Source organism: Streptomyces sp. NPDC040545, from assembly GCF_055595065.1.
Window position 1 is genome coordinate 1 of record NZ_JBVIWA010000005.1, and the last position, 22,984, is coordinate 22,984.

Below are 22,984 nucleotides of genomic sequence, written 5' to 3' on the forward strand. Positions count from 1 at the left end.
CTACGACCTCACGCTCCTCAACAAGGTCCTCAAGGCCGCCGGCAAGCCCGAGGTCTCCGACGCCGGCCTCGGCGCCAAGTAACCCCGCGATCCAGCAATCCCAGGAGGTGACGACCATGGCCACCACACTTGCCAAGGCTGCCGAGGGCTCCGTAGCGGAGCAGACCCACGCCGCCCGCATCGAGCACGTCTCGAAGTCCTTCTCCGGCCCGGCCGGATCGCAGCTCGTCCTGGACGACATCAGTCTCGATGTCGCTCCCGGCGAGTTCGTCACCATCCTGGGCGCTTCGGGGTGTGGAAAGTCCACCCTGCTGAACCTGGTCGCGGGACTCGACAAGCCGTCCGCGGGGTCCATCGAGACCCCCGGCGGCCGTCCGGCCCTCATGTTCCAGGAGCACGCGCTCTTCCCGTGGCTGACCGCGGGCAAGAACATCGAACTCGCCCTGCGCCTGCGCGGGGTGGCCAAGGCCGACCGCAAGCCGGAGGCCGAGCGGCTGCTGGAGCTGGTCCGCCTCGGCGGCTCGTACGGCAAGCGCGTGCACGAACTGTCCGGCGGCATGCGCCAGCGCGTGGCCCTGGCCCGGGCGCTCGCCCAGGACAGCCGGCTGCTGCTGATGGACGAGCCGTTCGCCGCGCTCGACGCCATCACCCGCGACGTGCTGCACGGCGAGCTCACCCGCATCTGGGCCGAGACCGGGCTGTCCGTCCTCTTCGTCACCCACAACGTGCGCGAGGCCGTCCGCCTCGCCCAGCGCGTGGTCCTGCTCTCCTCCCGCCCCGGCCGGGTCGCGAAGGAATGGACCGTGGACATCCCGCAGCCGCGCCGCATCGAGGACGCGGACGTCGCGGAACTGTCCCTGGAGATCACTGAACACCTGCGTGGGGAGATCCGCCGCCATGGCCAGCACTGACACCACTTCGAAGGCCACGGGCAAGACCGACGACCTGGCCGGCCTCGAGGCGGGCCTCGACGCCCTCGACGCGGTCCAGACCCACCGCACCCCGGTCCGCGAGATCCTCGTCAAGAAGGTCCTCCCGCCCCTCCTGGCCGTGAGCCTGGTGCTCCTGGTCTGGCAGGTCCTCGTCGCGACGCACGTGACCGAGGAGACCAAGCTGCCCCCGCTGTCCGCGGTGTGGGACAGCCTGTCCGACATGTGGGTCAAGGGCACCCTGCTGGACGTCGTGTGGACCAGCGTCTCCCGCGGTCTGCTCGGCTTCCTGCTGGCCCTGGCCATCGGCACCCCGCTCGGACTGCTCGTCGCCCGGGTCAAGTTCGTCCGCGCCGCGATCGGCCCGATCCTCCAGGGCCTGCAGTCGCTGCCGTCGGTGGCCTGGGTGCCGCCGGCCGTCCTGTGGTTCGGCCTCAACGACGCCATGATGTACACGGTGATCCTGCTGGGCGCCGTCCCGTCCATCGCCAACGGCCTCGTCTCCGGCATCGACCAGATCCCGCCGCTGTACCTGCGGGCCGGCCGCACCCTGGGCGCCACCGGTCTGCGCGGGGCCCGGCACATCGTCATGCCGGCCGCACTGCCCGGCTACCTGGCCGGCCTGAAGCAGGGCTGGGCCTTCTCCTGGCGCTCGCTGATGGCCGCCGAGATCATCGCCTCCTCGCCCGACCTGGGCCTGGGCCTGGGCCAGCTGCTGGAGAACGGCCGCAACAACATCGACCTGCCGGGCGTGTTCCTCGCGATCATCCTGATCCTCGTGGTCGGCATCGCCATCGACCTGCTGATCTTCAGCCCGGTCGAGCGGTGGGTGCTGCGCAGCCGCGGTCTGCTGGCGAAGAGCTGATCGCCGTGTCCCCCGCCCTCCTGGTCATCGCCCACGGCAGCCGCGATGCGCGGCACGCGGCGACCGTGCACGCCCTCACGGGGCGGGTGCGGGCGCTGCGGCCGGGGCTGCGCGTGGAGACGGCCTTCCTGGACTTCGACACCCCGTCGGTGGGGCAGGCCCTGTCCTCGCTCTACCTGTCCGGCGTACGGGAGGTCGTGGCGCTCCCGCTGCTGCTGACCCGCGCCTTCCACGCGAAGTCCGACATCCCGGCGGCGCTCGCCGAGTCGACCTCGCGCCTGCCGGGGCTGTCGGTGCGGGTGGCGGACGTCCTCGGACCGTCCCCGCTCCTGCTGACCGCCCTGGAACGCCGGCTCGCCGAAGCCGGCCTCACCCCGGCGGACCGCGCCACCACCGCCGTGGTGCTCGCGTCCGCCGGCTCCACGGACCCGGAGGCGATCGCAGTGATCGCTGAAACCGCGCGGGAGTGGCGGCGTACCGGTTGGTGCGCCGTGCGGCCTGCGTTCGCCTCCGCCGCTCTGCCCCGTACGGAGGACGCCGTACGGGCCCTGCGCGCCGAGGGCTTCGCGCGGGTGGCGGTGGCCCCGTACGTCATCGCCCCCGGCCGCCTCCCGGACCGTATCGCGGCCGGCGCCGGCGCCGCGGGCGCCGACGTCGTCGCGGACGTCCTGGGCGCGGCCCCGGAACTGGCCCGGCTGCTGCTGCGCCGCTTCGACGCGGCCGCGACGGCGCCGGCCCGGCGGCTGCCCGCGCTGACCGCGTAGGCAGGACACCCCCGGCTTCAGGCCGCGGCCGGCGGCGCGCGTGGGGGGGTCAGGGCAGGGTCCAGATCCGGGTGGTCACCAGGTAGAACACCACGACCCAGAAGGCGAGCAGGACGGCGACGATCCCGATGCCGATGAGGTTGGTCCTGGCCGCCGGTTCGTCCGGCGACGGGCGCAGCCACCGCCTCAGCAGCGGGTTCACGTAGTAGGGCATCGTGAAGAAGCTCATGACGAGGCTCGACAGCAGGTTCCCCACCAGCAGGCCCAGCCAGAGCGGCATTTTCAGCGGTGACAGGGCGAGCGCCAGGAGGACGACGGTCGGGTACAGGCCGACCCAGACGGCGATGGCGGTCTTGGTGACCGAGGGCGGGGGCGCTTCCCGGCCGTTCTCCTCGAAGGCGAACCAGCTGCCGAAGGAGTTGTCGATCGTGCGCAGTTTGAAGTCGAAATCCTTTCCCTCGGCGAGGACCTTCCGCCTCCTGTCCGAGGTCAGCCAGGCGTCGAGGTGCTCGGCGTTGTCGAACCGGTACAGCGTGGTCCATTCCTCCTGGACCCCCTCGATGGGCGGGAAGAACTCGCTTCCGCGGAAGCCTTCGAACTTGCTCTCCTCCTCGTTCATCCGGCGCTGCCACGCGAGGAAGTCCTCCACGTGCTCCGGGTGGACGCGATGGGTGATCACGACGGTCACCAGCGGATCCTGTGCGGGTGCGTGGCCGCTGACGACCTGCTGGGTTCCAGGGCCGTCGAGGTACTTGTCGCCTACTTCGAGGAGTCCCTGTCGGGTCGAGCTGTTGATCCACGCCTGCAGGTGGGGGATCGAGTCGTACCGGTAGACCACGACCCATTCGGGTTGCAGGGGGGTCGGCGGGGCGACCTCGACGCCGAGGTAACCGTCGTACCCGGCGGCGGCGGCGTTGACGTCCTGCTGCCACGTCTCGTACTCCCGCTCCCGTCCGGGCAGGACCTTCTGGGCGATGATCGCCGTGGCCTCGGCGTCTTCCTGGTGCTTCTCGCTGTCCATGTGCTCAGGCCTTCGAGTGCGACCGCTTCCCGCCGATCCGGTCGTAGATCCGCTCCGGTGTCAGCGGCAGCGACCGGTAGCGGATGCCCGTGGCGTCCTGAAGGGCGTTGGCCAGTGCAGGGGCCACCGGGTTGATGCTGCATTCCGCCATGCCCTTCGCCCGCATCGGCCCGACAGAGTCCGCCGAGCCCACCAGGAGCACCTCGGTGCGCGGGACATCGGCGTAGGCGGGAATGCGGTAGTTGCGGAGATTCGGGTTGACCACGACGCCGTGGGCGTCGAGACGGAGGTTCTCGGTCAGCGCGAAGCCGATTCCCTGGGCGACGGCGCCTTCCACCTGTCCCCGTACCTGCGCGGGGTTGATGACGAAGCCGGCGTCGGTCGCCTGGACGCTGTGGAGGACCTGGATCTCACCGGTCACCCGGTGGACCGCGATCCGCAACCCGTGCGCGTTGGAGACGGCGCTCCGAGGCGATCCGTAGGCCTTGCGGGCGGCGGTGAACCGGATGCCGCGCGCCCGTGCCAGCGCGACGATTTCGGCCAGCGACACCCGCTGGTCCCCGCAGACGACCCCGTCGTCGTCCATCGAGCACATCACCGGGTGGATGCCCGTGTGGGCGGCGGCGAACTCCAGGATGCGGTCGCGCACGGCGTTGGCCGCACGCAGCACCGCGTTGCCCGCCACGAAGAGGCCCGCGCTCGCGAAGGCTCCGGTGTCGAACCCCGTGCGGTCGGTGTCGGACTGCACCAGGCGGATCCGCGACGGCGTGGTGCCCAGCTGGTCGGCGGCGATCTGGACGTGGGCGGTCGAGGTGCCCTCGCCGAATTCGACCGTGCCGACCGCGACCTCGTAGACGAGGTCGTCGCCGAGCGTCACCCAGGCCTCCGAGATGTGCTCGGTCGGCGGCGCGGTCTCGTGCAGGGAGGCGGCGACGCCCGCCCCGATGAGCCAGTCCGGGCCGAGGTGCGGGTCTTCGGCCGTCCGGGCCAGGGCCCTGCCCACCAGGTCGATGCACTGCGCGAGGCCGTCCTCGGTGAACGTCACGTCGTCGGGGCCGTCGTGCAGGGCGACGAGCGGGTCGCCCGGACGCACGATGTTGCGGCGGCGCAGTTCGAGCGGATCCATGTGCAGGGCGAGGGCGAGCTCGTGCATCGCCGATTCCACGGCGAAGGCCGGCTGGGTCATCCCGTACCCGCGCAGCGCTCCGCTCGGAACGGTGTTGGTGTAGACGGAGTACGCGTCGTACTTCTTGTTGGCGCAGCGGTAGATCATGACAGCCGCGCCGCCCGCGAACAGGGTTTCGCCGCCGTGGTTGCCGTAGGCACCCGTGTTCGACACGTTGCGGACCTGGAACGCCGTGAGCGTGCCGTCCGCCTTCGCGCCCAGCTTGACGGTCAGCGTCATCGGATGGCGCGGTGAGGCCGTGGTGAACTCCTCCTCGCGGGTGTACTCGAAGCACACGGGCCGCCCGGTGTCGAGCGCGGCGAGCGCGGCCAGGTCCTCCGAGATGACCTCCTGCTTGCCGCCGAAACCGCCGCCCACGCGCTTGCAGAACACGCGGAGCTGGTCCGGGCGCAGCGCGAACAGGTGGGCGAGTTTGACCTTGGCGATGGAGGGCGACTGCGAGCTGGTGCGGACGTTGAGACGTCCGTCCTCCATCCAGGCGATCGAGCCGTGGGTCTCCAGGTGCGCGTGCTGCACGCGGGGGGACGAGTAGGTGCCTTCGTGGATCACGTCGGCCTCGGCGAAGCCCGCGTCCACGTCTCCGATGTGCGAATGGATCTCGAGCAGGATGTTGTGGACGGGGTCGCGGACGAAGGGGTCGTCCGCCCCGTGGATCTGCGGGGCTCCCTCGGCCATGGCCTCCTCGGGATCGAACACCGCGGGCAGCGGCTCGTACTCGACGACGACGTTCCGGCAGCCCTCCTCCGCGGCGCCGGGCGTGTCGGCGACGACGGCGACGACGCGCTGGCCGGCGAAGCGGACCGTCCGGTCGAGGATGAGGGTGTCGTCCGGGTCGACCAGGTGGTCGGTGTGGATCGCCGTGGTGAAGCGCCTGCGCGGCACGTCCTCCCAGGTGTAGACCCGCTGTACGCCGGGAACCGCGAGGGCGGCGCTCTTGTCGATCGACAGGATCCGGGCGTGGGCGTGCGGCGAGTGCAGCACCTTGAGGTGCAGCATGCCGTCCATGTGGGTGTCCATCGTGAACTCGGCGCGGCCCGTCACCACGTCGTTGGCGGCAGGAGCTCCGACGCTCGTTCCGGCGGCCTTTCCCGGCCTGGCACTCTCCACGCCGACGACGCCCCGCACGGCGTCCTCGATCCCCCGGTAGCCGGTGCACCTGCAGAGGTTGCCCTTCAACGCCCGTGGCAGATCGGCCTTCTGGGACTCGGTGAAGGTCGCCGAGGTCATGATCATCCCGGCGGTGCAGAAGCCGCACTGGAATCCCGGGGCGTCGCGGAACTGGCGCTGCATCGGATGCAGGTTGCCGGGCGATCCCAGCCCCTCGATGGTGGTCACCTCACGGCCGTCGGCACGGAAGGCGGGGGTGATGCAGCTGTGCACGGGGCTGCCGTCCAGCCATACCGTGCAGGCACCGCAGTCTCCCGCGTCACAGCCCTTCTTGACACCGAAGTGGCCGAGCGAGCGGAGGAAGGTGCGCAGGCACTGTCCGGGCGCCGGCTCCTCGGTGAAGCTCCTGCCGTTCACGCGGTACGTCATGTCGGGCTCCCGGACGCGAGTTCACGGCGGATCTCCTCGGCGAAGTGCTTCGTCAGATGGCGGCGGTGGCCGGGAGTGCCGTTGGGATCGTCGAACCAGAGGTCGGCGGGGATGACGTCGATGCTCTGCTGCAGGGTCGCGGCATCGGGCATGGTCTCGAAGAGCATGCGCACGGGTCGGGTGGTGCCGGCCGTGACGGTGAGCAGCAGGTCGTTGTTCCCGGGCGTGCGCGTGCCGATGAGGAACACCGTCGAGCGGCCGAGGCGGGTCAGGGTGAACCGGCGGTGCGCGGCGCGTTTGCGCAGGGTGTGCACCGGGATCTCGATGCGTCGCAGGATCTCCCCGGGGGCGAGGGCGTTCTGGTGGTTGCCGGTCACGAAGTCGAGGGCGTCGACGGTGCGCGTCGTCCCGTCGGGGGCCCACAGTTCGTAGCGCGCCTCCAGTGCGACCGTCAGCGTGATCATGGGGCCGGCCGGCAGTGACATGCAGATGTTTCCGCCCACGGTCGCCGCGTTCCAGACCTTGAACGAGGACAGGAACGCCTCACAGGCCGTCGCGAAGAGGGAGCCGGTGGTCCAGTCGGCCGGGGGCCGGAAGGCGTAGAACTCCCGGATGGTGCAGGTGGCACCGATTTCGAGGCCCTTGTCGGTGGGGACGAGGGGGGCCCACGGCAGGGTGGTCAGGTCGACCAAGCGGCGCAGATCCGGCTGTTCCGCCGAGAACAGCCAGGTCCCGCCGGCGAGCCAGGCATCGCCCTCGCGCCAGTCCGCGCCCGGCCGGTCGGCGGGACGCCGGACGATTTCGGTGATCGTGTTGAGGTCCACGGGAATCGCTCCCTCACGACGGCAGCCGTGTGACGACCCTCCACCGGCCTCCGGTGCTCGCGGGCGCCGTCACGGCCTCGGGCGACGACCGCATCGCATTTCGCGTCGAAGCCCGGGTCGGCCACGGGGCACCGCCGGCTTCGGCCGCAGGTCGAATCCGGGCGACTCCGGCCGCTGCGGTCGGTCACTTCGACGAGGACCGGCGGACGTAGAGACTCCCTTTCAGCGTATCCCCGACCGGCCCAGCTCCGCCGAGCGAAGGCCTAGACGCGGGCCGCCGCCTCGTCCGCGAGGGCCGTCAGGTCCACGGCGGACATCGCGCCCGGTGGCAGGCCCTCCCGGGCGAAGATGTTCGCCGCGTGCCGCAGGACGTCGTTGACCGGGGTCGGCACCCCGTGCAGCCGGCCCAGCAGGGAGATCTCCCCGTTGAGGTAGTCCGCCTCCACCGAGCCCGTGCCCCGCGCCAGGCTTTGCCAGGACGAGCCGCCCCGTACCCCTGCCGGCTGGTTCACCTTGCCGTCGCGCGCCGAGGACTGCTCGGCGTCCGAGGCGTAGGCGATGCCTGCCGCGCCGAAGACGGCCTTGCCCTCACGGACGGCCCGCAGGAGCAGCGCGGCCTTCACCGGGTCCGGCTCCGGTCCGGTCGTCGCCTGGATCGCGTTGCCCAGGTTGCCGAGCAGCTTCGCGTACTTCCACCGCATCACGTCCTCGACCGGCGGCGCCTCGAAGCCGGCCTTGCCGAGGTCCGCCGCGACGGCCCGCGACACGGCGTCCGTGCCGCCCGCCGCCCGGCCCACGTGCAGGACCCCGGTCAGCGGCGCGCACAGCGCCGAGACCACGCCCGGCTCCAGGAAGGTGGCGGGCAGCCATACGCACACCCCGTACACGCGCGCGAAGCGCCGTAGGGCCAGCCGCTCGCTCTCCACGCCGTTCTGCGCGCACAGCACCGGCAGCCGCTGCGCGGCCGTACCGCCGCCCGCGACCTCCGCGTCGCCCCACGCATCGAGTGCGGCGATGGCGTCCTGGGTCTTCACGGACAGCAACAGGACGTCGTCGGGGCGCAGTTCACCCAGTTCGTCCGGTCCGGTGACGACGGGCAGCCGGTGCACCCGGGTCCCGTCGGCCGTCGTGAGCCGCAGCCCGTCGGTCCGCAGGGCCTGCGCGTGCGCGCCGCGGGCGACGAGTACGACCTCGCCGCCCGCCTCCGCGAGCCGTCCGCCGATGGTGGCGCCGACCGCGCCCGCGCCGATGATGATGTAACGCATGCCACGAGCCTGGCACATCCGGCCCGCCGGGTCGCCGTCGGGGCACGGCGAGCTTCCGTGCCGGCGCGGGACGCGCCTTACGCGCGGTAGTTCTGCCGGCCGGCGGGATCGATCCGGACGATGTTGAGCAGATCCCCGGCGAGTTGCTCCTCGAAGAGGGATCCCCGGAATTGCTCGGGGACCAGCTTGGAGTTGATCACGACGGCGGGGGTGCCCGGTCCGATCGGATCGTCGCCCGTCTGCCGGTACGCCGACTGCGAGGCGGTGACGAAGTCCTGGTACTTCATGGTGGACACCGCGGCGTCGAAGGCCTCGCCGCGCAGACCGGGCACCTGCTCGGCGAGCGCGAGCAGACGCTCGGGGCGCATCCCTGTTCGTACGGCCCGGAGCGGGGCCTCGGGCGCGGGGTCGGACCGAAGTCAGGGCCGGGGTCGGACCGCGGTCAGCTCCACGAGCTTGGCGACGGTGTTCCAGTTGCGGGTGGTCACGTCGATGCCCTTGACGACGGCGGGCCTGGCGAGGGCCTCGGCGAGCTTGGAGCGGCCCAGGCCCTCGGGGGCGTAGAGGTAGAGGACGCGCTCGCCGATCCGGTACTCCTCGGGGAGGTACGCCGCCCCGTCGAGCGCGGCGAACCGCTCGGGGCCGGGCTGTTCGGAGCAGAAGGTCACGTGCAGCTGCTTGCCCTCCAGCTCCGCGGCCGGGAACGGACAGGCCTCGGCGACGGCGCTCAGGTACGCGCCGTCCAGCACCAGGCATGCCACGCGGAAGCCGAAGTGGGCCTCGATGGCCGCCTCCAGCTCGCGGGCGAGGGCCGTCGGGTCCTGCCGCGCGCTGCTGAAGACGGCGTTGCCGCTCTGCAGGTACGTCGCCACGTCGCCGTGGCCGAGCCCCTCCAGCAGCGCACGCAGCTCCGCCATCGGGACCTTCTTGTTCCCGCCGACATTGATCCCGCGCAGCAGGGCCGCGTACTTCTTCGTCGCCTTCTCGGCCATCGCCTTCTTCGTCATGGCCGCACCCTAGAACCCGCCTACGACAATTCGGCCTCGATGAGGTCGGCCGCCTCCCGTGTGCCGCCCTCGGTCGCCATCTGCGCGCGGACGGCCTCCGCGCGGGCGGCGACCTCGGGGTCGGCGACGAGCTGGAGGACCGCCTCGCGCAGGGTCGCCGCGTCGGCGTCCGCCATCGGGACGTGCCGGGCCACGCCGAGGGAGACGAGCATGTCGGCGTTGCCGAACTGGTCGACGGCCTGGGGGACGGCGACCATCGGGGTGGCGGTGGCGAGCCCCTCCTGGCTGCCGCCGGCGCCCGCGTGGGTGATGAAGGCGTCGGCCTGGCGCAGGATGTCCAGCTGGGGAACCCAGCGGTGGACCTCTGCGTCGGCGGAGACCGGGCCCAGGTCCGCCTCGTCGGTGAACTTGCCGATCTGGAGGACGAGATGCCAGTCGGGCAGGTCCGCGAAGGCCTCGATGCAGGCGCGGTAGAAGGCCGGCTGCTTGGTGAAGGCGGAGCCGAGCGAGACGAGCACGATCTTCTTGCCCTCGGCGGCCGACGGCCTGTGCCAGGTGCCCTGGGTGGCGCTGCGGTCGCCCTGGCAGGCTCCGACGAAGGTGTACACGGACCCGTCGACCCGGTCGGCGTGCGGCTGGAGCGCCCGCGGGATGAGGACGATGCTGCGGCGCGGGCGGCCCTGGAAGCGGTCGACGTCGTCGCCGAGGCCGTTCGCGGTGAGCCAGGCCGCGAAGGCCGCGTAGTAGGCCCGGCCGCGCTCGGAGGCCTTCAGCCCGGCGAACATCGGCTCGGCCACCTCCTGCTCGTATCCGTCCCAGGCGACCAGGTTCGGGGAGAGGGAGACGGCGGGGACGCCCCAGCGATGGGCGAGCACGGGCGCCGGGTAGGAGGTGATGTCGTGGAGCACGAGGTCGGGCTCGTCGCCCTCGAAGGCGGCGGCGAGCTGCGGGAGGGCCTGGACGGCGTCCTTCAGGAACGGCTCCAGGTTGTCGATGAGCTCGGTGCCCCAGGCCTCCGGCTCGTCGTCGGTCGGGAGGGTGGAGGTGTAGATCACGGGCGTGGCGCCGGTCTCCGCGACCTTTTCGGCGAAGGAGGCGGGGATGGCGTAGCTGACGCGGTGGCCCCGGGCCACGAGTTCACGGATCACCTCGATGCTCGGGTTCACGTGCCCGTGGGCGGCGATGGAGAACATGGCGATGTGGGCGGGCTTGGCTGCGGTCATGATCGAACGATAAGCGAGACGATACGTCTCGTGCAATATCTTTCCCGCCGATCACGCCGGCGCGGCCCGGCGGGAGGAGCCGGACGGGCCGGACGGGCCGGACGGGTGGTCCGACGCCGTGATGCGCGCGACATCGACGGTGAGCGAGTCGAGCCACGCGAGCGCGGCGAAGAACCGCGGCGAGGAGGCACCCGGCGGGTCGTCCACGGCGGGCCCGCCGGCCGGCGGCGCACTCTGCCGATCCGGGACGTCCGGGGCCTCCGGGACCTCCCCCGCCCACTCGGCCGCCTCCCGCATCCGGGTGGCCACCCCCGCTGCCCGGCCGTCCAGCCGGGCTCCGTTGTCCGGGCCCACGGCCGGGCCGCCGCGGACGATGAGCCGCCGCGAACCCCACAGCACGTGATGGCCCGTGATCATGGCCGCCTGCCAGTCCGTCGTGGGGTCCTCGGTGTTGCGGGGCTCGCTCTGGTGCTGCGCGAAGGCGGACTCCGCCATGATCAGCGCGTGCTGGAGCGGCTCGTCGTCGGGAGTCTGCCCCGGCCCACCCTCCACCACGGCGGCCGTGGTCCGCTCGACGGTCTCGGCCTCCCTCGTCAGCAGCAGGGCGACCGCCCGGTGCAGCTCCCGCTGCGCCCCGCGCGGCCAGGCAAGTACCCCGAACACGACGCCGATCAGGCTGCCGATGATCACGTCCAGGATCCTGACCTCGGCCAGCTGCCAGGTCACCGGGGCCAGCTGCGCGAAGACGAAGGCCACCACGAGGGTGAACATGCCCTGGGCCCAGCCCACGCCCCGGACCGGGCCCACCCGGAACGCCGTGAACATCACGAACGGCAGGGCGATGGCGTAGACGGTGGTGTGGCCGCCGATCAGGGCCAGCAGCAGCCCGGTGGCCAGGGCACCGAGCAAGGTGCCGGTGATCGCCACGCGGACGGTCGCCCGCGTCTGGGCGGCGGTGGTCCGGGTCAGGCTGAGGACGGCCAGCATCGCCCAGAAGCCGTGGGGCAGCGAGTCCACGCCCGCGACCGTACGGGCCGCGGCGAGCGCGAGGCTGATCCGTACGGCGTTCTGGAAGTACACGGACCGCGGCCCCGCGTGTCCCGCCATCCGGTGCCACCACAGGCGCGGCGCGAGCTGGCCGGCGTACCAGAAGCGCCCGGCGTCGGTATCGGCGGGCCTGCGCGCGCGCCGGCCCCGTACCGCCAGCTCGGCCGCCGTCGTCAGGGCCACGGCGGCGTCGGCCACCTCCAGCACGGCCGCCCGGCGGCGGCCCCGCGCGACGGTCGTCGGCGGCTCCCGTGCGGCCGCCGACGCCGCCGCCTCCCGTACGTGCCGCAGCGCGTCCGCCGCTTCGGTCGTGTCGGCCGTGCCGTCCAGCAGGGCCGCGGTCTCGGTGACGGCCCGGGTGACCGCGGCCAGCACCTCGGCCTCCGGCACCTCGGGCGGCCGGTCCGGGGGCGGCGGCTCCGGGGGCGCCGGGGGCAGGTTCACCATGCGGCTCAGGAGCGTGCGGGCGGCGAGGCCCACGTGGGCCAGGGCGCGGTCGTGCAACCCCGGCCCGGCGGGCCGGTCCGCCTCGTCGGTCCGGAACGGCCGCAGCGACTCCCCGGCCGCCCGGGCCGTCTCCGCCGAGACGGCGGACAGCGTGTACGGGGCACGGCCCAGCTCGGCGGCGCAGCGGGCGGCGGTCCCGGCCGCCCCGGCGGCCAGCCGCCGGTAGGTGGGCCCGGGCTCCTCGGGCAGCACGAACGCCTCGGCGAGGACCAGCAGCAGGAGGCCGAAGGTAGCCCCCGCGAGCCGTTCGGCGAGGGTGTCCGGTGCGTAGGGCGGGAAGCACGGCAGGATGTAGAGCAGTTGCAGTCCTGGGGCCGCGCCCGCCGCGCGGGGACCGGCCACCGCCACGAAGGCCAGGGCGAAGCCGATGAGGAGCATGCCGGCCACGGCGCTCCAGGTCCGGATCGCCAGGTAGGTGCCGATCGTCAGCAGCACCCAGGCCACGGGCGTCGCCTTGACCATGACGGCCGCCCGCTGGCGCCCGGTGCCGGGAATGTGGGAGAGGGCCGCCATCGACACCGCGGCGAACAGCGCGTACGTCGCCGCCACCGGCCGGTCCAGCGCGTACAGGCACACGAAGAACGAGACGCACGCGGAGAGGGTGGTGCGCAGGGCGCGCCGCGTCACGACCGAGGGACCCCGGCCGGCGCGTCCGTCATGTTCGGCGCACATGACTCCATGATCGGGCCACCTGCCGGAAGCCACCACATACTGACGTGCGGCAGTGGTTCCACGGTGAGGGGCGGGAGCGGCGGTATGGACGAGTCACGGGCGAGGGGCGTACTGGCGGCAGCGGGCCTGACCGGGGGCGCGCCCGGGGGTCCCGGGGATGCGGTCCTCCTCGCGCTCGGCGAGAACGCGGTCTTCGCCGTCGGCGACCTGGTGGTGAAGGTGGGCCGGGAGGCGGCCCTGCTGGAGCGGGCCGAGCGGGAACTCGCGGTGGCCGGCTGGTTCGCCGCGTCCGGGATCCCGGCGGTCCGCGCGGCCGAGCCGAAGCCGCGGCTGGTGGACGGACACCCGCTGACCTTGTGGCACCGGCTCCCGGACGCGGTGCGGCCGGCGGGGCCCGGGGACCTGGCGGCGCTGCTGCGCCTCGTGCACGCCCTGCCCGAGCCGCCGTTCGCCCTGCCCGCGCGGGACCTGCTGGACGGGGTCGAGCGCTGGCTGCGGCTGGCGGGGGACGCCGTCGACCCGGGCGACGCGGCCTATCTGCGGGCCCGCCGGGACGCCTACGCCGGTGAGCTCGCGGCCCTGACGCCGCGGCTGCCCCCGGGTCCGGTGCACGGCGACGCCCTGCCCCGCAACGTCCACGTGGGCCCCGACGGCCCGGCCCTGGTCGACCTGGAGACCGTGTCGGCCGATCTGCGCGAGCACGACCTGGTGGTGATGGCGCTCTCCCGCGACCGGTACGGCATGCCCGCCGGGGAGTACGAGGCCTTCGTGACGGCCTACGGGTGGGACGTCCGCGACTGGGAGGGCTGCGCGGTCCTGCGCGGCGCCCGGGAGACGGCCAGCTGCGCCTGGGTCGCTCAGCACGCCCCGGCCAACCCGAAGGCCCTGGCCGAATTCCGCCGCCGCGTGGCCTCCCTCAGGGAGGGCGACCGGGAAACGCAGTGGCGTTCCTTCTAGAAAACTCGTGCCGACTTCCAGGAAACTCCTGCCGATCAGGCCGGGACCAGGCCCCGCAGCGGCCAGGCCTCGTCGATCACCGCGTCCGGGGTGCCCTGGCGGCGCAGGTACGACTGGAAGTCCCGGGCCCAGCGGGCGTGCCAGGTGCTCTGCCGCGCGTGCAGGTCGGCCGGGGTGAGCGCGGCCACCTCCGGATGCCGCTCGGCTATCGCCCGGGCCACCTGGACCGCGGCCAGTGCGTCCGCCCCGGCGTCGTGCGCGTCGTCGAGGGTGACCCCGTACACCCCGCAGACCGCCTCCAGGGTCCGCTTGCCCCGCCGGTAGCGGTCCACGGCCCGGTCGATGGTCAGCGGGTCCACCACCGGCCCGGTCTGTGCCCCGCCCAGCCGGTTGGCCAGCGAGGGCAGCCCGTGCCGGGCCAGCTCGGCCGTCAGCAGGGTCAGGTCGAAGGCCGCGTTGTACGCGACCACCACCGCGCCGGCGCGCCAGTGGCCCACCAGGGCATCGGCGACCTCGTCCGCGACCTCCCGCACCGGGCGCCCCTCGGCGACCGCGCGCTCCGTGCTGATCCCGTGGATCGCGGAGGCTGCTTCGGGGATCGGTATCCCCGGGTCCGCGAGCCAGCCGCGCCGCTCGCGCACCGCTCCGGCCCGCACCTCGACCAGGGCCGCCGTCACGATCCGCGATTCCCCCGGCTCCGTGCCGGTCGTCTCCAGGTCGAATCCGATCAGCACACCGCCGTGCCAGTCCCCCATGCCGTGCCAGTCCTCCACCCCGTGCCCCTCCCCCGTACAACGCCTTCGGTCAACGGGTTTCAGCCTGCCACGGGCCACTGACAGCCAGGCCGCCGGGGCCGCGGGGCCCCGTGTCAGGACACCGGCCGGGAGTCCTCCCACATCGACTCGAACTCTTCCCGGTACGTCGTGAACAGCCCGTGCTCCGCGTCCTTCGGCACCCCGCGACCGCCGCCCCGCAGCACCAGGACGGGCGACTCCATGCCGCGCGCCCGCCGCAGGTAGGACTGGACCACCGCGATGCCCGAGGACTGCCCCTCCACCAGGTAGGCGGTGAACCGCGGGGTCTCGTCGAAGACGTGGATCTCGAAGCGGGAGGGGTCCCGCAGACCCGCCCGGACCCGGCGGACGTGCAGGATGTTCATCTCGACCGAGCGGCTCAGCTCGCCCTTGCGCAGCCCCAGTTCCCGCTCGCGGCGCTTCACGGCGCTGCTCGCCGGGTTCAGGAACAGCAGCCGCACCCGGCACCCGGCCTCCGTGAGCCGGACGAGTCTTCGGCCCGAGAAGTTCTGGACCAGCAGGTTGAGCCCTATGCCGATGGCGTCGAGCCGCCGCGCGCCCCCGAAGAGGTCCTCGGCCGGGAGCTGGCGCTGCAGCCGTACCCGGTCGGGGTGGACCGAGATGACGTCCGCGTACCGGTCGCCCACCAGGTCCTCGACGGCGTCGATCGGCAGCCGCTCCGCGGAGGGGCTGCCGGAGACCCCGCCCAGCACCTCCAGCAGGCGTGCCGAGGCCCGCTCCGCCTGCTCCAGCACGGGCCGGGACAGCGCCCGGTTGCGGGAGACGACGTTGCGGGTGACCTCCAGCTCGTCCAGGGCCAGCTCGATCTCGCGCCGGTCGTCGAAGTACGGCTCGAAGCACGGCCAGTGCTGGACCATCAGCTCCCGCAGCTGGGGCAGGGTCAGGAAGCTCAGCACGTTGTCGTCGGCGGAGTCGAGCAGGTAGCCCTTGCGCCGGCTGACCTCGCGCACGGCCACGGCCCGCTGCACCCATTCCTGCCCGGCGGGCCCGGCGGCCGCGACGACCCAGTCGTCCGTGCCGTGCACCGGTTCGTAGATCGGCCGGAGCACCGCCCCGACCACCGCGCGCAGCCGCTGTTCGATGAGATTCAGCCAGATGTACGCCCGGCCGGCCCGCTGTGCCCGGGTCCGGACCTCGCTCCAGGCCTCCGTGCCCCAGTCCAGCTCCACGCCGGTCCCCGCGTCCCCGGCCGCCGCCGGTCCGCCCGCCAGGGAGACCGCCCCGGCCGGGAGCCCCGCGGGTGTCCCGCCCGGGACACCCCCTGGGGCGTCCGCCGGGCCACCCTCGTGACTGCTGTCACCAGGGGGCAGCTCCAGACCTCCCGAGCTCACCCGTGCACCGCCTTCTGCGTCTGGACGCCCGTCTCCAGTGATCACGGAAGGGTACTCCGCGCGCACGGCCCGGTGCAGCCCGACGGCCCTTACGGAGGCTGTCCGTTGACCCATTATCCGATGCGCAGACAGTCCGCTGACCCGCATATCAGCTCTGCGGGTCACCCGGTAGGACCCCTCCCAAGTCCGCGCTTGCGGCCCCTCTTTCGGGGAAGATCTGGCAGGGACTTGGGTCCACGCCGGGTCAGCCGGGACAGCCGGAACATCTTCGGGCAACGAGGGAAGAGTCGTTATCTATGCAGGTCTGGCCGGGACAGGCGTATCCGCTGGGTGCCACGTACGACGGCGCCGGCACCAATTTCGCGGTCTACTCGGAGGCCGCCCGACGCATCGAGCTGTGCCTCCTGCACGACGACGGGTCGGAATCGGCCGTGGAGCTGCGCGAGACGGACGCCTTCGTCCGCCACGCGTACCTGCCCGGCGTCATGCCGGGCCAGCGCTACGGATTCCGGGTGCACGGCCCGTACGAGCCCGAGCGCGGCCGGCGCTGCAACGCGGCGAAGCTGCTGCTGGACCCGTACGCGCGGGCCATCAGCGGCCGGGTCAGCTGGAACGAGGCGGTGTACGGCTACCACTTCGGCCGGCCGGACTCGCGCAACGACCTGGACTCCGCCCCGCACACGATGAGCTCGGTGGTGGTGAACCCGTACTTCGACTGGGCCAACGACCGGCCGCCGCGCCACGAGTACCACCACACCGTGCTGTACGAGGCCCATGTCAAGGGTCTGACCATGAACCATCCGGACCTCCCCGAAGAGCTGCGCGGCACCTACGGGGCGCTGGCGCACCCGGCGGTCATCGGCCACCTCGCCAAGCTCGGGGTGACGGCGCTGGAGCTGATGCCGGTGCACCAGTTCGTCAACGACCACCGGCTGGTCAACGACGGGCTGAGCAACTACTGGGGCTACAACACCATCGGCTTCTTCGCCCCGCACAACGGCTACGCCTCGGGCGACCGCGGCCAGCAGGTGCTGGAGTTCAAGTCGGCGGTCCGGGCCCTGCACGAGGCCGGCATCGAGGTGATCCTCGACGTGGTCTACAACCACACCGCCGAGGGGAACCACCTGGGCCCGACGCTGTCCTTCCGGGGGCTGGACAACGCCTCGTACTACCGGCTGGCGGACGATCCGCGCCACTACATGGACACCACCGGCACCGGGAACTCGCTGCTGATGCGTTCGCCGCACGTGCTCCAGCTGATCATGGACTCGCTGCGCTACTGGGTCACCGAGATGCATGTGGACGGCTTCCGCTTCGACCTGGCGGCGACGCTGGCCCGCCAGTTCCACGAGGTGGACCGGCTGTCCTCGTTCTTCGACCTGGTCCAGCAGGATCCGGTGGTCAGCCAGGTGAAGCTGATCGCGGAGCCCTGGGACCTGGGCGAGGGCGGCTACCAGGTGGGCAATTTCCCGCCGCTGTGGACCGAGTGGAACGGCAAGTACCGGGACACCGTACGGGACCTGTGGCGCGGGCAGCCGCGCACGCTCGCGGAGTTCGCGGGGCGGCTGACGGGCTCCTCGGACCTCTACCAGGACGACGGGCGGCGCCCGCTGGCGTCGATCAACTTCACCACCTGCCACGACGGTTTCACCCTGAACGACCTGGTCTCGTACGACGAGAAGCACAACGAGGCCAACCGGGAGGGCAATCGGGACGGCGAGACCCACAACCGCTCCTGGAACTGCGGTGTGGAGGGGCCCACCGAGGATCCGGAGATCCTGGAGCTGCGCGAACGCCAGATGCGCAATTTCACGGCCACCCTGATGCTGTCGCAGGGGGTGCCGATGCTCAGCCACGGCGACGAGTTCGGCCGCACCCAGCAGGGGAACAACAACGCCTACTGCCAGGACAACGAGCTGAGCTGGGTGCGCTGGCCGGAGCCGGGCAAACCGGCGCCGTCCCTGCTGGAGTTCACCCGGCGGATGGTGTGGCTGCGCCGGGACCATCCGGTCTTCCGGCGGCGCCGGTTCTTCCACGGGCGGCCGGTGGAGGGCACGCACGACGAGCTGTCGGACATCGCCTGGTTCACCCCGCACGGGGAGGAGATGCGGGCGCGGGACTGGCAGGCGCAGCACGCGAAGGCGCTGACCGTCTTCCTCAACGGGGAGGCGATCTCCGAGCCGGGCACCCGCGGGGAGCGGATCACCGACGACTCGTTCCTGCTGATGTTCAACGCGGGCGCGGAGCCGCAGGACTTCACCGTTCCGGCGGGACACGGCGCGCAGTGGCGGCTCGTGGTGGACACGGCGCGGGCGGACGTACTGCCACCCGGCACCGGGCCGCAGTACGCGGCCGGTGACCGGGTGGCGCTGACGGGGCGGTGCCTGGTGGTGCTTCAGCGCCCGGCGTAGGCGGCGCCGCTCCCTTCCGTCGCCGGGGAGGTGCCGGTCCGCGGGCCCGGGATGCTCGCCCCTGCGGTCTGCGTCCGGGCGGCGGGCACCTTGGTGACGAGGGCGAGGAGCAGACAGAGCGCGGCCGCCCCGACGGCCACGGCGAAGGCCCCGGCGGGGCCGTACGCCTCGGCCAGGCGCCCGCAGACGACGAGGGCCGTGGCCTGCCCGGCCACCAGGCAGCTGGCGGCGAAGGCCATCGAGGCGGAGAGCCGGGCCGGTTCCACGGCCCGCTCGGTGAGCGCGAACGCGGTGATCAGGTGGGGTGCGTAGGCGGCTCCCAGCACGGTGACGACGGCGTACAGCGGCCACAGGCCGTCGGTGAACAGCAGGGGCACCGAGAGCACCAGGGCCGCGCCGGTCGCCACCCGCCAGCGCAGCCGCAGCCCGAAGCGGGCGGGCAGCGCGCCGAGCGAGATGCCGACGACCGCGCTGACGACGCCCATGGCGGAGTAGACGACAGCGGCCTGGCCGGGGACGCCGAGCCGGATGGTGAGCGCGGTGATGCCCGCCTGGCAGGCGCCGAACATCGCGCCCTGGAGGGCGAGCGAGCCGCGTACGGCGTGGACCACGCCGGGGGGCCGGACCCGGCTTCCCGGGCCCCGGTCCCGCGCGGGCGACCCGGCCGTGACGGCGGCGGTCGGGTGCAGCGCGTAGATCGTGCCGAAGACGGCGACGAGGCCGGCCGCGCCCGCGAGGGCGACGGCCGGGTGGGCGAGGAGAGCGGCGACTCCGACGAGGGCGGGTCCGAAGACGAAGGAGACCTCGTCCAGGGTGCCTTCGAGGGCGTGGACGGCGCCGACGACGCTCTCGTCGGACTTGGCCCGGTGCGCCAGGGCCACCGAGCGGGTACGGGCGAGCGGTCCGATCAGCGGTACGGAGGCGCCGGTGAGGGCTCCGATCGCGGCGAGCGGGACGGTGGCCAGATGCGTGAGCGCCCCGGCGACCAGGGCGGCGGTGGCCACGGCGTTGACGGCGGCCGCGGCCAGGACCACCGGGCGCTGCCCGTGGCGGTCGGCGAGCCAGCCGAGGACGGGTCCGAAGAGGACCTGTCCGACGGAGAGGGCGCCGCCGACCGTGCCGGCGGTGGCGAGGGATCCGCTGGTCTGGGCGACCAGCAGGAAGCTGCCGAACTGGGACATCGCGACGGGCAGTCGGGCGAGGAAAGAGACGAGCGGGAGTAGGGGCCCGGTCAGGGCGATGACTTTTCGATAGGTAGTGACGGTTCCAACCACTTGATCGACATTAACCCGGCGCAGTCACTCGGATGCATTGGGTCATGGCACGGAATCCGGCAGGCTGGGTACGTACGTTCTCATGAGCCAGCCGCATGCGACCCCCGAATCGGAATCTGACGTTCCGACACCAGTCACTCCGACGTCGACCTACCGCCTCCAGCTGCGCCGGGAGTTCCCCTTCGCGGCGGCCGAGGAAGCCGTACCGTACATCGCCTCGCTCGGCGTGTCGCACCTGCACCTCTCCCCGGTCCTGGAGGCGGTGCCCGGCTCGACGCACGGCTACGACGTCACCGACCACTCCCGCGTGCGGGCCGAACTCGGCGGCGAGCCGGGCCTGCGGGCCCTGGCCGGGGCCGCCCGGGCGCACGGGCTCGGGCTGGTCCTCGACATCGTGCCCAACCACATGGCGGTACCGACCCCGCTGCGGCTGAACCGGCCCCTGTGGGAGGTGCTGCGGGACGGACCCGGCTCGCCCTACGCCCGCTGGTTCGACATCGACTGGGAGGCGGGCGGCGGGCAGGTGCTGCTGCCGGTGCTGGCCGGGCCGGTGGAGTCCTGCGAGCTGTGGGCCGACGGGGAGGTGCTGCGCTACGGGGAGCAGCAGTTCCCGCTGCGGGAAGGGACCTCGGGGCTGGCGCTGCCCGAGCTGCTCGCCGCGCAGTGGTACCGGCCCGCCTGGTGGCGTGAAGCCCGTACCTCGCTCAACTACCGGCGCTTCTTCACCATTTCGGAGCTCATCGGGGTCCGCGTGGAGGACCCGGAGGTGTTCACCGCCACCCATGCGAAGGTGCTGGAGCTGGTCCGGGACGGGGTGGCGGACGGGCTGCGGATCGACCACGTGGACGGCCTGGCGGACCCGGAGCAGTACCTGCGCCGGCTGCGGGCGGCGGCGGGCGACGGCTGCTGGGTGGTGGTCGAGAAGATCCTGGCCCGCGAGGAGCGGCTGCCGTCCGCCTGGCCGGTGGCGGGGACCACCGGCTACGACGCCCTGCACCGGGTCGACGGGGTGTTCACCGACCCCGAGGGCGCCGCCGAGCTGGCGGCCCGGTACGGGGAGACCACCGGGCTGCCCCGCTGGCCGGAGGCGGCCCGGACCTCCGCCCGGGAGGTGCTGACCGGCGACCTGGCCGCCGAACTGGGGGCGCTGGAACGGCAGGCCGGTCCCGGTCTTGCCGCAGCGGTACGGGAGTTGCTGATCGCCTTCCCCGTCTACCGGCCCTACCCCGGGGAGCCGGAGCTGCCGCCGCGGGCCCTGGAACAGGCGGCCGCGGCGGCCGGTCCGGGCCCGGTGGCCGCCGTACGGGAGCTGCTGCTGCGGGATCCCGCCTTCGCCGCCCGCTTCGCCCAGACCTCGGCGGCCCTGCGCGCCAAGTCCCTGGAGGACCGGGCCTTCTACCGGTACGCGCCCCTGCTGTCGGCCACCGAGGTCGGCGGGGAGCCGGGGCGGCCGGCGGTGCCGGCGGCGGAGTTCCACGCGTACTGCACCGCCCTGGCCCAGGAGTGGCCGGCGGCCGGGACGGTCCTGTCCACGCACGACACCAAGCGCAGCGCGGACGTCCGGGCCCGGATCGCGGCGCTGTCCCAGGCGCCGGAGCTGATGGGGCGCCCCGAGGGACCCGACCCCCAGCTGGCCTGGGTGGCCCGGCAGACCGCGCTGGGGCTCGGCCGGGTCCCCGAGGCCGGGCCGCGGCTGGCCGACGCACTGCTCAAGGCGGTCCGCGAGGCGGCCCTGCACACCAGCTGGACCGAACGGGACGAGGAGTACGAGGCGGGCGTGGCCGGATACGTCCGGGCCCCGCTCGACCTCCCGGCGGAACTGGCCGGGGCGGCCCGCGCGAACCTCCTCGGCATGACCCTGCTGCACCTGGCGATGCCGGGGGTCCCGGAGGTCTACCAGGGCGCGGAGACGGAGTACCGGGCCCTGGTGGACCCCGACAACCGGCGTCCGGCCCACTTCCCCCGCCGGGCACTGGCCCGGCTCGACACCGGGGCCGCCCCCGCGGACCCGGCCGAGGAGAAGCTGGGGCTCACGGCCACCCTGCTGCGGCTGCGCCGGGACCGGCCGGAGCTCTTCCGGGGCTATGCGCCGGTCCTCGCACGGGGCCCGGCCGCCGACCATCTGCTGGCCTTCACCCGGGCCCCCGGACTGCTGGTGGCGGCCACCCGGCTCTCCCACCGGCTGGCAGCGTCCGGCGGCTGGCGGGACACCCGCCTGCACCTGCCTCCCGGCACCTGGACCCGCCTCGCCCCCGTCTCCCCGCGCGGGGACTCCCCCGTGTCGCACAGCGGTCCGGCCGAGGTGGCCGCCCTGCTGGACGGCCACCCGGTGGGTGTCTGGCTGCGCCGGTGATCCGGCGCGACGGGGCCGTCCGCCGCTCAGTGCGGCGGACCGCCCGGGCAGCCCGGATCCGGCGCGGCACCCGCACCGGCAACGGCAACGGAACCGGCGCCGGCACCGGCACCGGCACCGATCAGCTCCGCGAAGGCAGCCGCGGCACCGGTCAGCGGGACCCGGGAGAAGACCGCCAGGGGCCGGTGCCACGGCGGGTCGAGGGAGAGCAGGACGCAGTCCTCGCCGACGGCGCCGCGGACCATGTGGGCCGGGGCCATGACGACGCCCACCCCGGCGGCCGCCATCCGCACCGCCGTCGAGGTGTGCTCCGTACGCAGCACCGTGTGCGGGGTGAAACCGAGCGCCCCGCACGCCCGGTCGAGCACGAGGACACCGTCGACCAGCGGTTCCATCGCACAGCGGATCCAGTCACGGTGGGCGAGTTCGGCGAGGGCGACGGCCGTGCGGCCGGCCAGCGGATCGTCGAAGGGGACGACGATGACCAGCTCCTCCCGGCCGATCCGCAGCAGCGGCCCCGGCCAGCCCGCAGGCTCCGGGCCCACCGCGAGATCGGCGACGCCCCGTTCGAGCTGCTCCTCCAGGGCCTCGGTACTGCCGTACTCCCGCAGCACCAGGGACACGCCCGGATGCAGGGACCGCCAGCGGGCGGCGACGCCCGGGAGCAGGCCGACGGCCAGCGCGTGCACGGTGGCGAGGTGCAGTTCGCCGCCGGCCACCCCGGCGGCGGCGCGGGCGGCCCGCTCGGCCTGCCGGGCGCTGCGGACGGCGAGCTGCGCGTGCGGCAGGAAGGCGCGGCCCATCGGGGTGAGCCGGACCCCCCGGGGCATCCGCTCCAGCAGCGCGCCGCCCACGGACCGCTCCAGGGCCTTGACCTGGTGGGACAGGGCGGGCTGCGTGACGTGCAGACCGTCCGCGGCGCGGGTGAAGGAGGACTCCTCCACGACGGCCAGGAAGTACTCCATCTGGCGCAGGCTCATGACCTCGAAGCATAAAG

At 73.2% G+C, this 22,984-nt stretch carries 18 protein-coding genes; 6 read left to right on the forward strand and 12 right to left on the reverse strand.

Annotation, left to right across the window (positions count from 1 at the left end; genetic code table 11):
- The first annotated feature begins 116 nt into the window (after nucleotides 1-116).
- Genes ACZ573_RS12450 through ACZ573_RS12460 form a run of 3 tightly spaced genes read left to right on the forward strand, consistent with a single transcriptional unit; the run spans nucleotide 117 to nucleotide 2,558 of the window.
- Nucleotides 117-911, forward strand: a complete 795-nt coding sequence (locus ACZ573_RS12450) for an ABC transporter ATP-binding protein (protein ID WP_471302697.1) — start codon at nucleotides 117-119, stop codon at nucleotides 909-911.
- On the forward strand, nucleotides 898-1,794 hold the full coding sequence (locus tag ACZ573_RS12455) for an ABC transporter permease (protein ID WP_471302699.1): 897 nt from the start codon (nucleotides 898-900) through the stop codon (nucleotides 1,792-1,794). The genes ACZ573_RS12450 and ACZ573_RS12455 overlap by 14 nt, the downstream gene beginning before the upstream one ends.
- Nucleotides 1,794-2,558, forward strand: coding sequence for a sirohydrochlorin chelatase (locus tag ACZ573_RS12460; protein ID WP_471303288.1), 765 nt, complete (start codon nucleotides 1,794-1,796; stop codon nucleotides 2,556-2,558). Before ACZ573_RS12455 ends, ACZ573_RS12460 begins: the two co-directional genes overlap by 1 nt.
- Nucleotides 2,559-2,607: 49 nt before the next feature.
- On the opposite strand, the gene ACZ573_RS12465 is transcribed toward ACZ573_RS12460, so the two are convergent.
- From ACZ573_RS12465 to ACZ573_RS12500, 8 genes are all read right to left on the reverse strand, one after another.
- On the reverse strand, nucleotides 2,608-3,579 hold the full coding sequence (locus tag ACZ573_RS12465; protein ID WP_471302702.1) for an antibiotic biosynthesis monooxygenase: 972 nt from the start codon (nucleotides 3,577-3,579) through the stop codon (nucleotides 2,608-2,610).
- Nucleotides 3,580-3,583: 4 nt separating this feature from the next.
- Nucleotides 3,584-6,301 (reverse strand): molybdopterin-dependent oxidoreductase, encoded by a 2,718-nt coding sequence (locus ACZ573_RS12470; protein WP_471302704.1) that lies wholly within the window; start codon nucleotides 6,299-6,301, stop codon nucleotides 3,584-3,586.
- The gene (locus ACZ573_RS12475; RefSeq protein WP_471302705.1) at nucleotides 6,298-7,125 is read right to left on the reverse strand and encodes an FAD binding domain-containing protein; all 828 of its coding nucleotides are present in this window, start codon (nucleotides 7,123-7,125) and stop codon (nucleotides 6,298-6,300) included. The genes ACZ573_RS12470 and ACZ573_RS12475 overlap by 4 nt, the downstream gene beginning before the upstream one ends.
- Nucleotides 7,126-7,388: 263 nt before the next feature.
- On the reverse strand, nucleotides 7,389-8,390 hold the full coding sequence (locus ACZ573_RS12480) for a ketopantoate reductase family protein (RefSeq protein ID WP_471302708.1): 1,002 nt from the start codon (nucleotides 8,388-8,390) through the stop codon (nucleotides 7,389-7,391).
- Between the two features lie 77 nt (nucleotides 8,391-8,467).
- Nucleotides 8,468-8,758 carry a DsbA family protein gene (locus ACZ573_RS12485; protein WP_471302710.1) on the reverse strand — a complete coding sequence of 97 codons (291 nt, stop codon included), beginning with the start codon at nucleotides 8,756-8,758 and terminating at the stop codon, nucleotides 8,468-8,470.
- 51 nt (nucleotides 8,759-8,809) lie between these two features.
- The gene (locus ACZ573_RS12490; protein WP_471302712.1) at nucleotides 8,810-9,397 is read right to left on the reverse strand and encodes a DUF1697 domain-containing protein; all 588 of its coding nucleotides are present in this window, start codon (nucleotides 9,395-9,397) and stop codon (nucleotides 8,810-8,812) included.
- 20 nt (nucleotides 9,398-9,417) lie between these two features.
- Nucleotides 9,418-10,620 (reverse strand): macrolide-inactivating glycosyltransferase, encoded by a 1,203-nt coding sequence (gene mgt, locus ACZ573_RS12495; protein WP_471302714.1) that lies wholly within the window; start codon nucleotides 10,618-10,620, stop codon nucleotides 9,418-9,420.
- A gap of 51 nt (nucleotides 10,621-10,671) precedes the next feature.
- On the reverse strand, nucleotides 10,672-12,846 hold the full coding sequence (locus tag ACZ573_RS12500) for an FUSC family protein (protein WP_471302716.1): 2,175 nt from the start codon (nucleotides 12,844-12,846) through the stop codon (nucleotides 10,672-10,674).
- A gap of 84 nt (nucleotides 12,847-12,930) precedes the next feature.
- Here ACZ573_RS12500 and ACZ573_RS12505 point away from each other — a divergent pair, with 84 nt between their 5' ends.
- Complete coding sequence (locus ACZ573_RS12505; RefSeq protein WP_471302719.1) at nucleotides 12,931-13,803, forward strand: phosphotransferase enzyme family protein; 873 nt, start codon at nucleotides 12,931-12,933, stop codon at nucleotides 13,801-13,803.
- Between the two features lie 35 nt (nucleotides 13,804-13,838).
- On the opposite strand, the gene ACZ573_RS12510 is transcribed toward ACZ573_RS12505, so the two are convergent.
- Nucleotides 13,839-14,558, reverse strand: coding sequence for an exonuclease domain-containing protein (locus tag ACZ573_RS12510; protein ID WP_471303290.1), 720 nt, complete (start codon nucleotides 14,556-14,558; stop codon nucleotides 13,839-13,841).
- Between the two features lie 113 nt (nucleotides 14,559-14,671).
- Nucleotides 14,672-15,949, reverse strand: a complete 1,278-nt coding sequence (locus ACZ573_RS12515; RefSeq protein ID WP_471302721.1) for an SAV2148 family HEPN domain-containing protein — start codon at nucleotides 15,947-15,949, stop codon at nucleotides 14,672-14,674.
- A 296-nt stretch (nucleotides 15,950-16,245) separates the two neighbouring features.
- On the opposite strand from ACZ573_RS12515, the gene glgX reads away from it, so the two are divergent.
- Nucleotides 16,246-18,360: a glycogen debranching protein GlgX gene (glgX, locus tag ACZ573_RS12520; RefSeq protein ID WP_471302724.1), complete on the forward strand. Its 2,115-nt coding sequence runs from the start codon at nucleotides 16,246-16,248 to the stop codon at nucleotides 18,358-18,360.
- Here glgX and ACZ573_RS12525 read toward each other — a convergent pair.
- Nucleotides 18,345-19,634, reverse strand: a complete 1,290-nt coding sequence (locus tag ACZ573_RS12525) for an MFS transporter (protein WP_471302726.1) — start codon at nucleotides 19,632-19,634, stop codon at nucleotides 18,345-18,347. The two genes, glgX and ACZ573_RS12525, sit on opposite strands and share 16 nt — an antisense overlap.
- Nucleotides 19,635-19,716: 82 nt before the next feature.
- Here ACZ573_RS12525 and treY point away from each other — a divergent pair, with 82 nt between their 5' ends.
- Nucleotides 19,717-21,987 (forward strand): malto-oligosyltrehalose synthase, encoded by a 2,271-nt coding sequence (treY, locus tag ACZ573_RS12530; RefSeq protein WP_471302730.1) that lies wholly within the window; start codon nucleotides 19,717-19,719, stop codon nucleotides 21,985-21,987.
- Between the two features lie 26 nt (nucleotides 21,988-22,013).
- Here treY and ACZ573_RS12535 read toward each other — a convergent pair whose 3' ends face one another.
- Complete coding sequence (locus ACZ573_RS12535) at nucleotides 22,014-22,967, reverse strand: LysR family transcriptional regulator (protein ID WP_471302733.1); 954 nt, start codon at nucleotides 22,965-22,967, stop codon at nucleotides 22,014-22,016.
- Nucleotides 22,968-22,984: the final 17 nt, after the last annotated feature.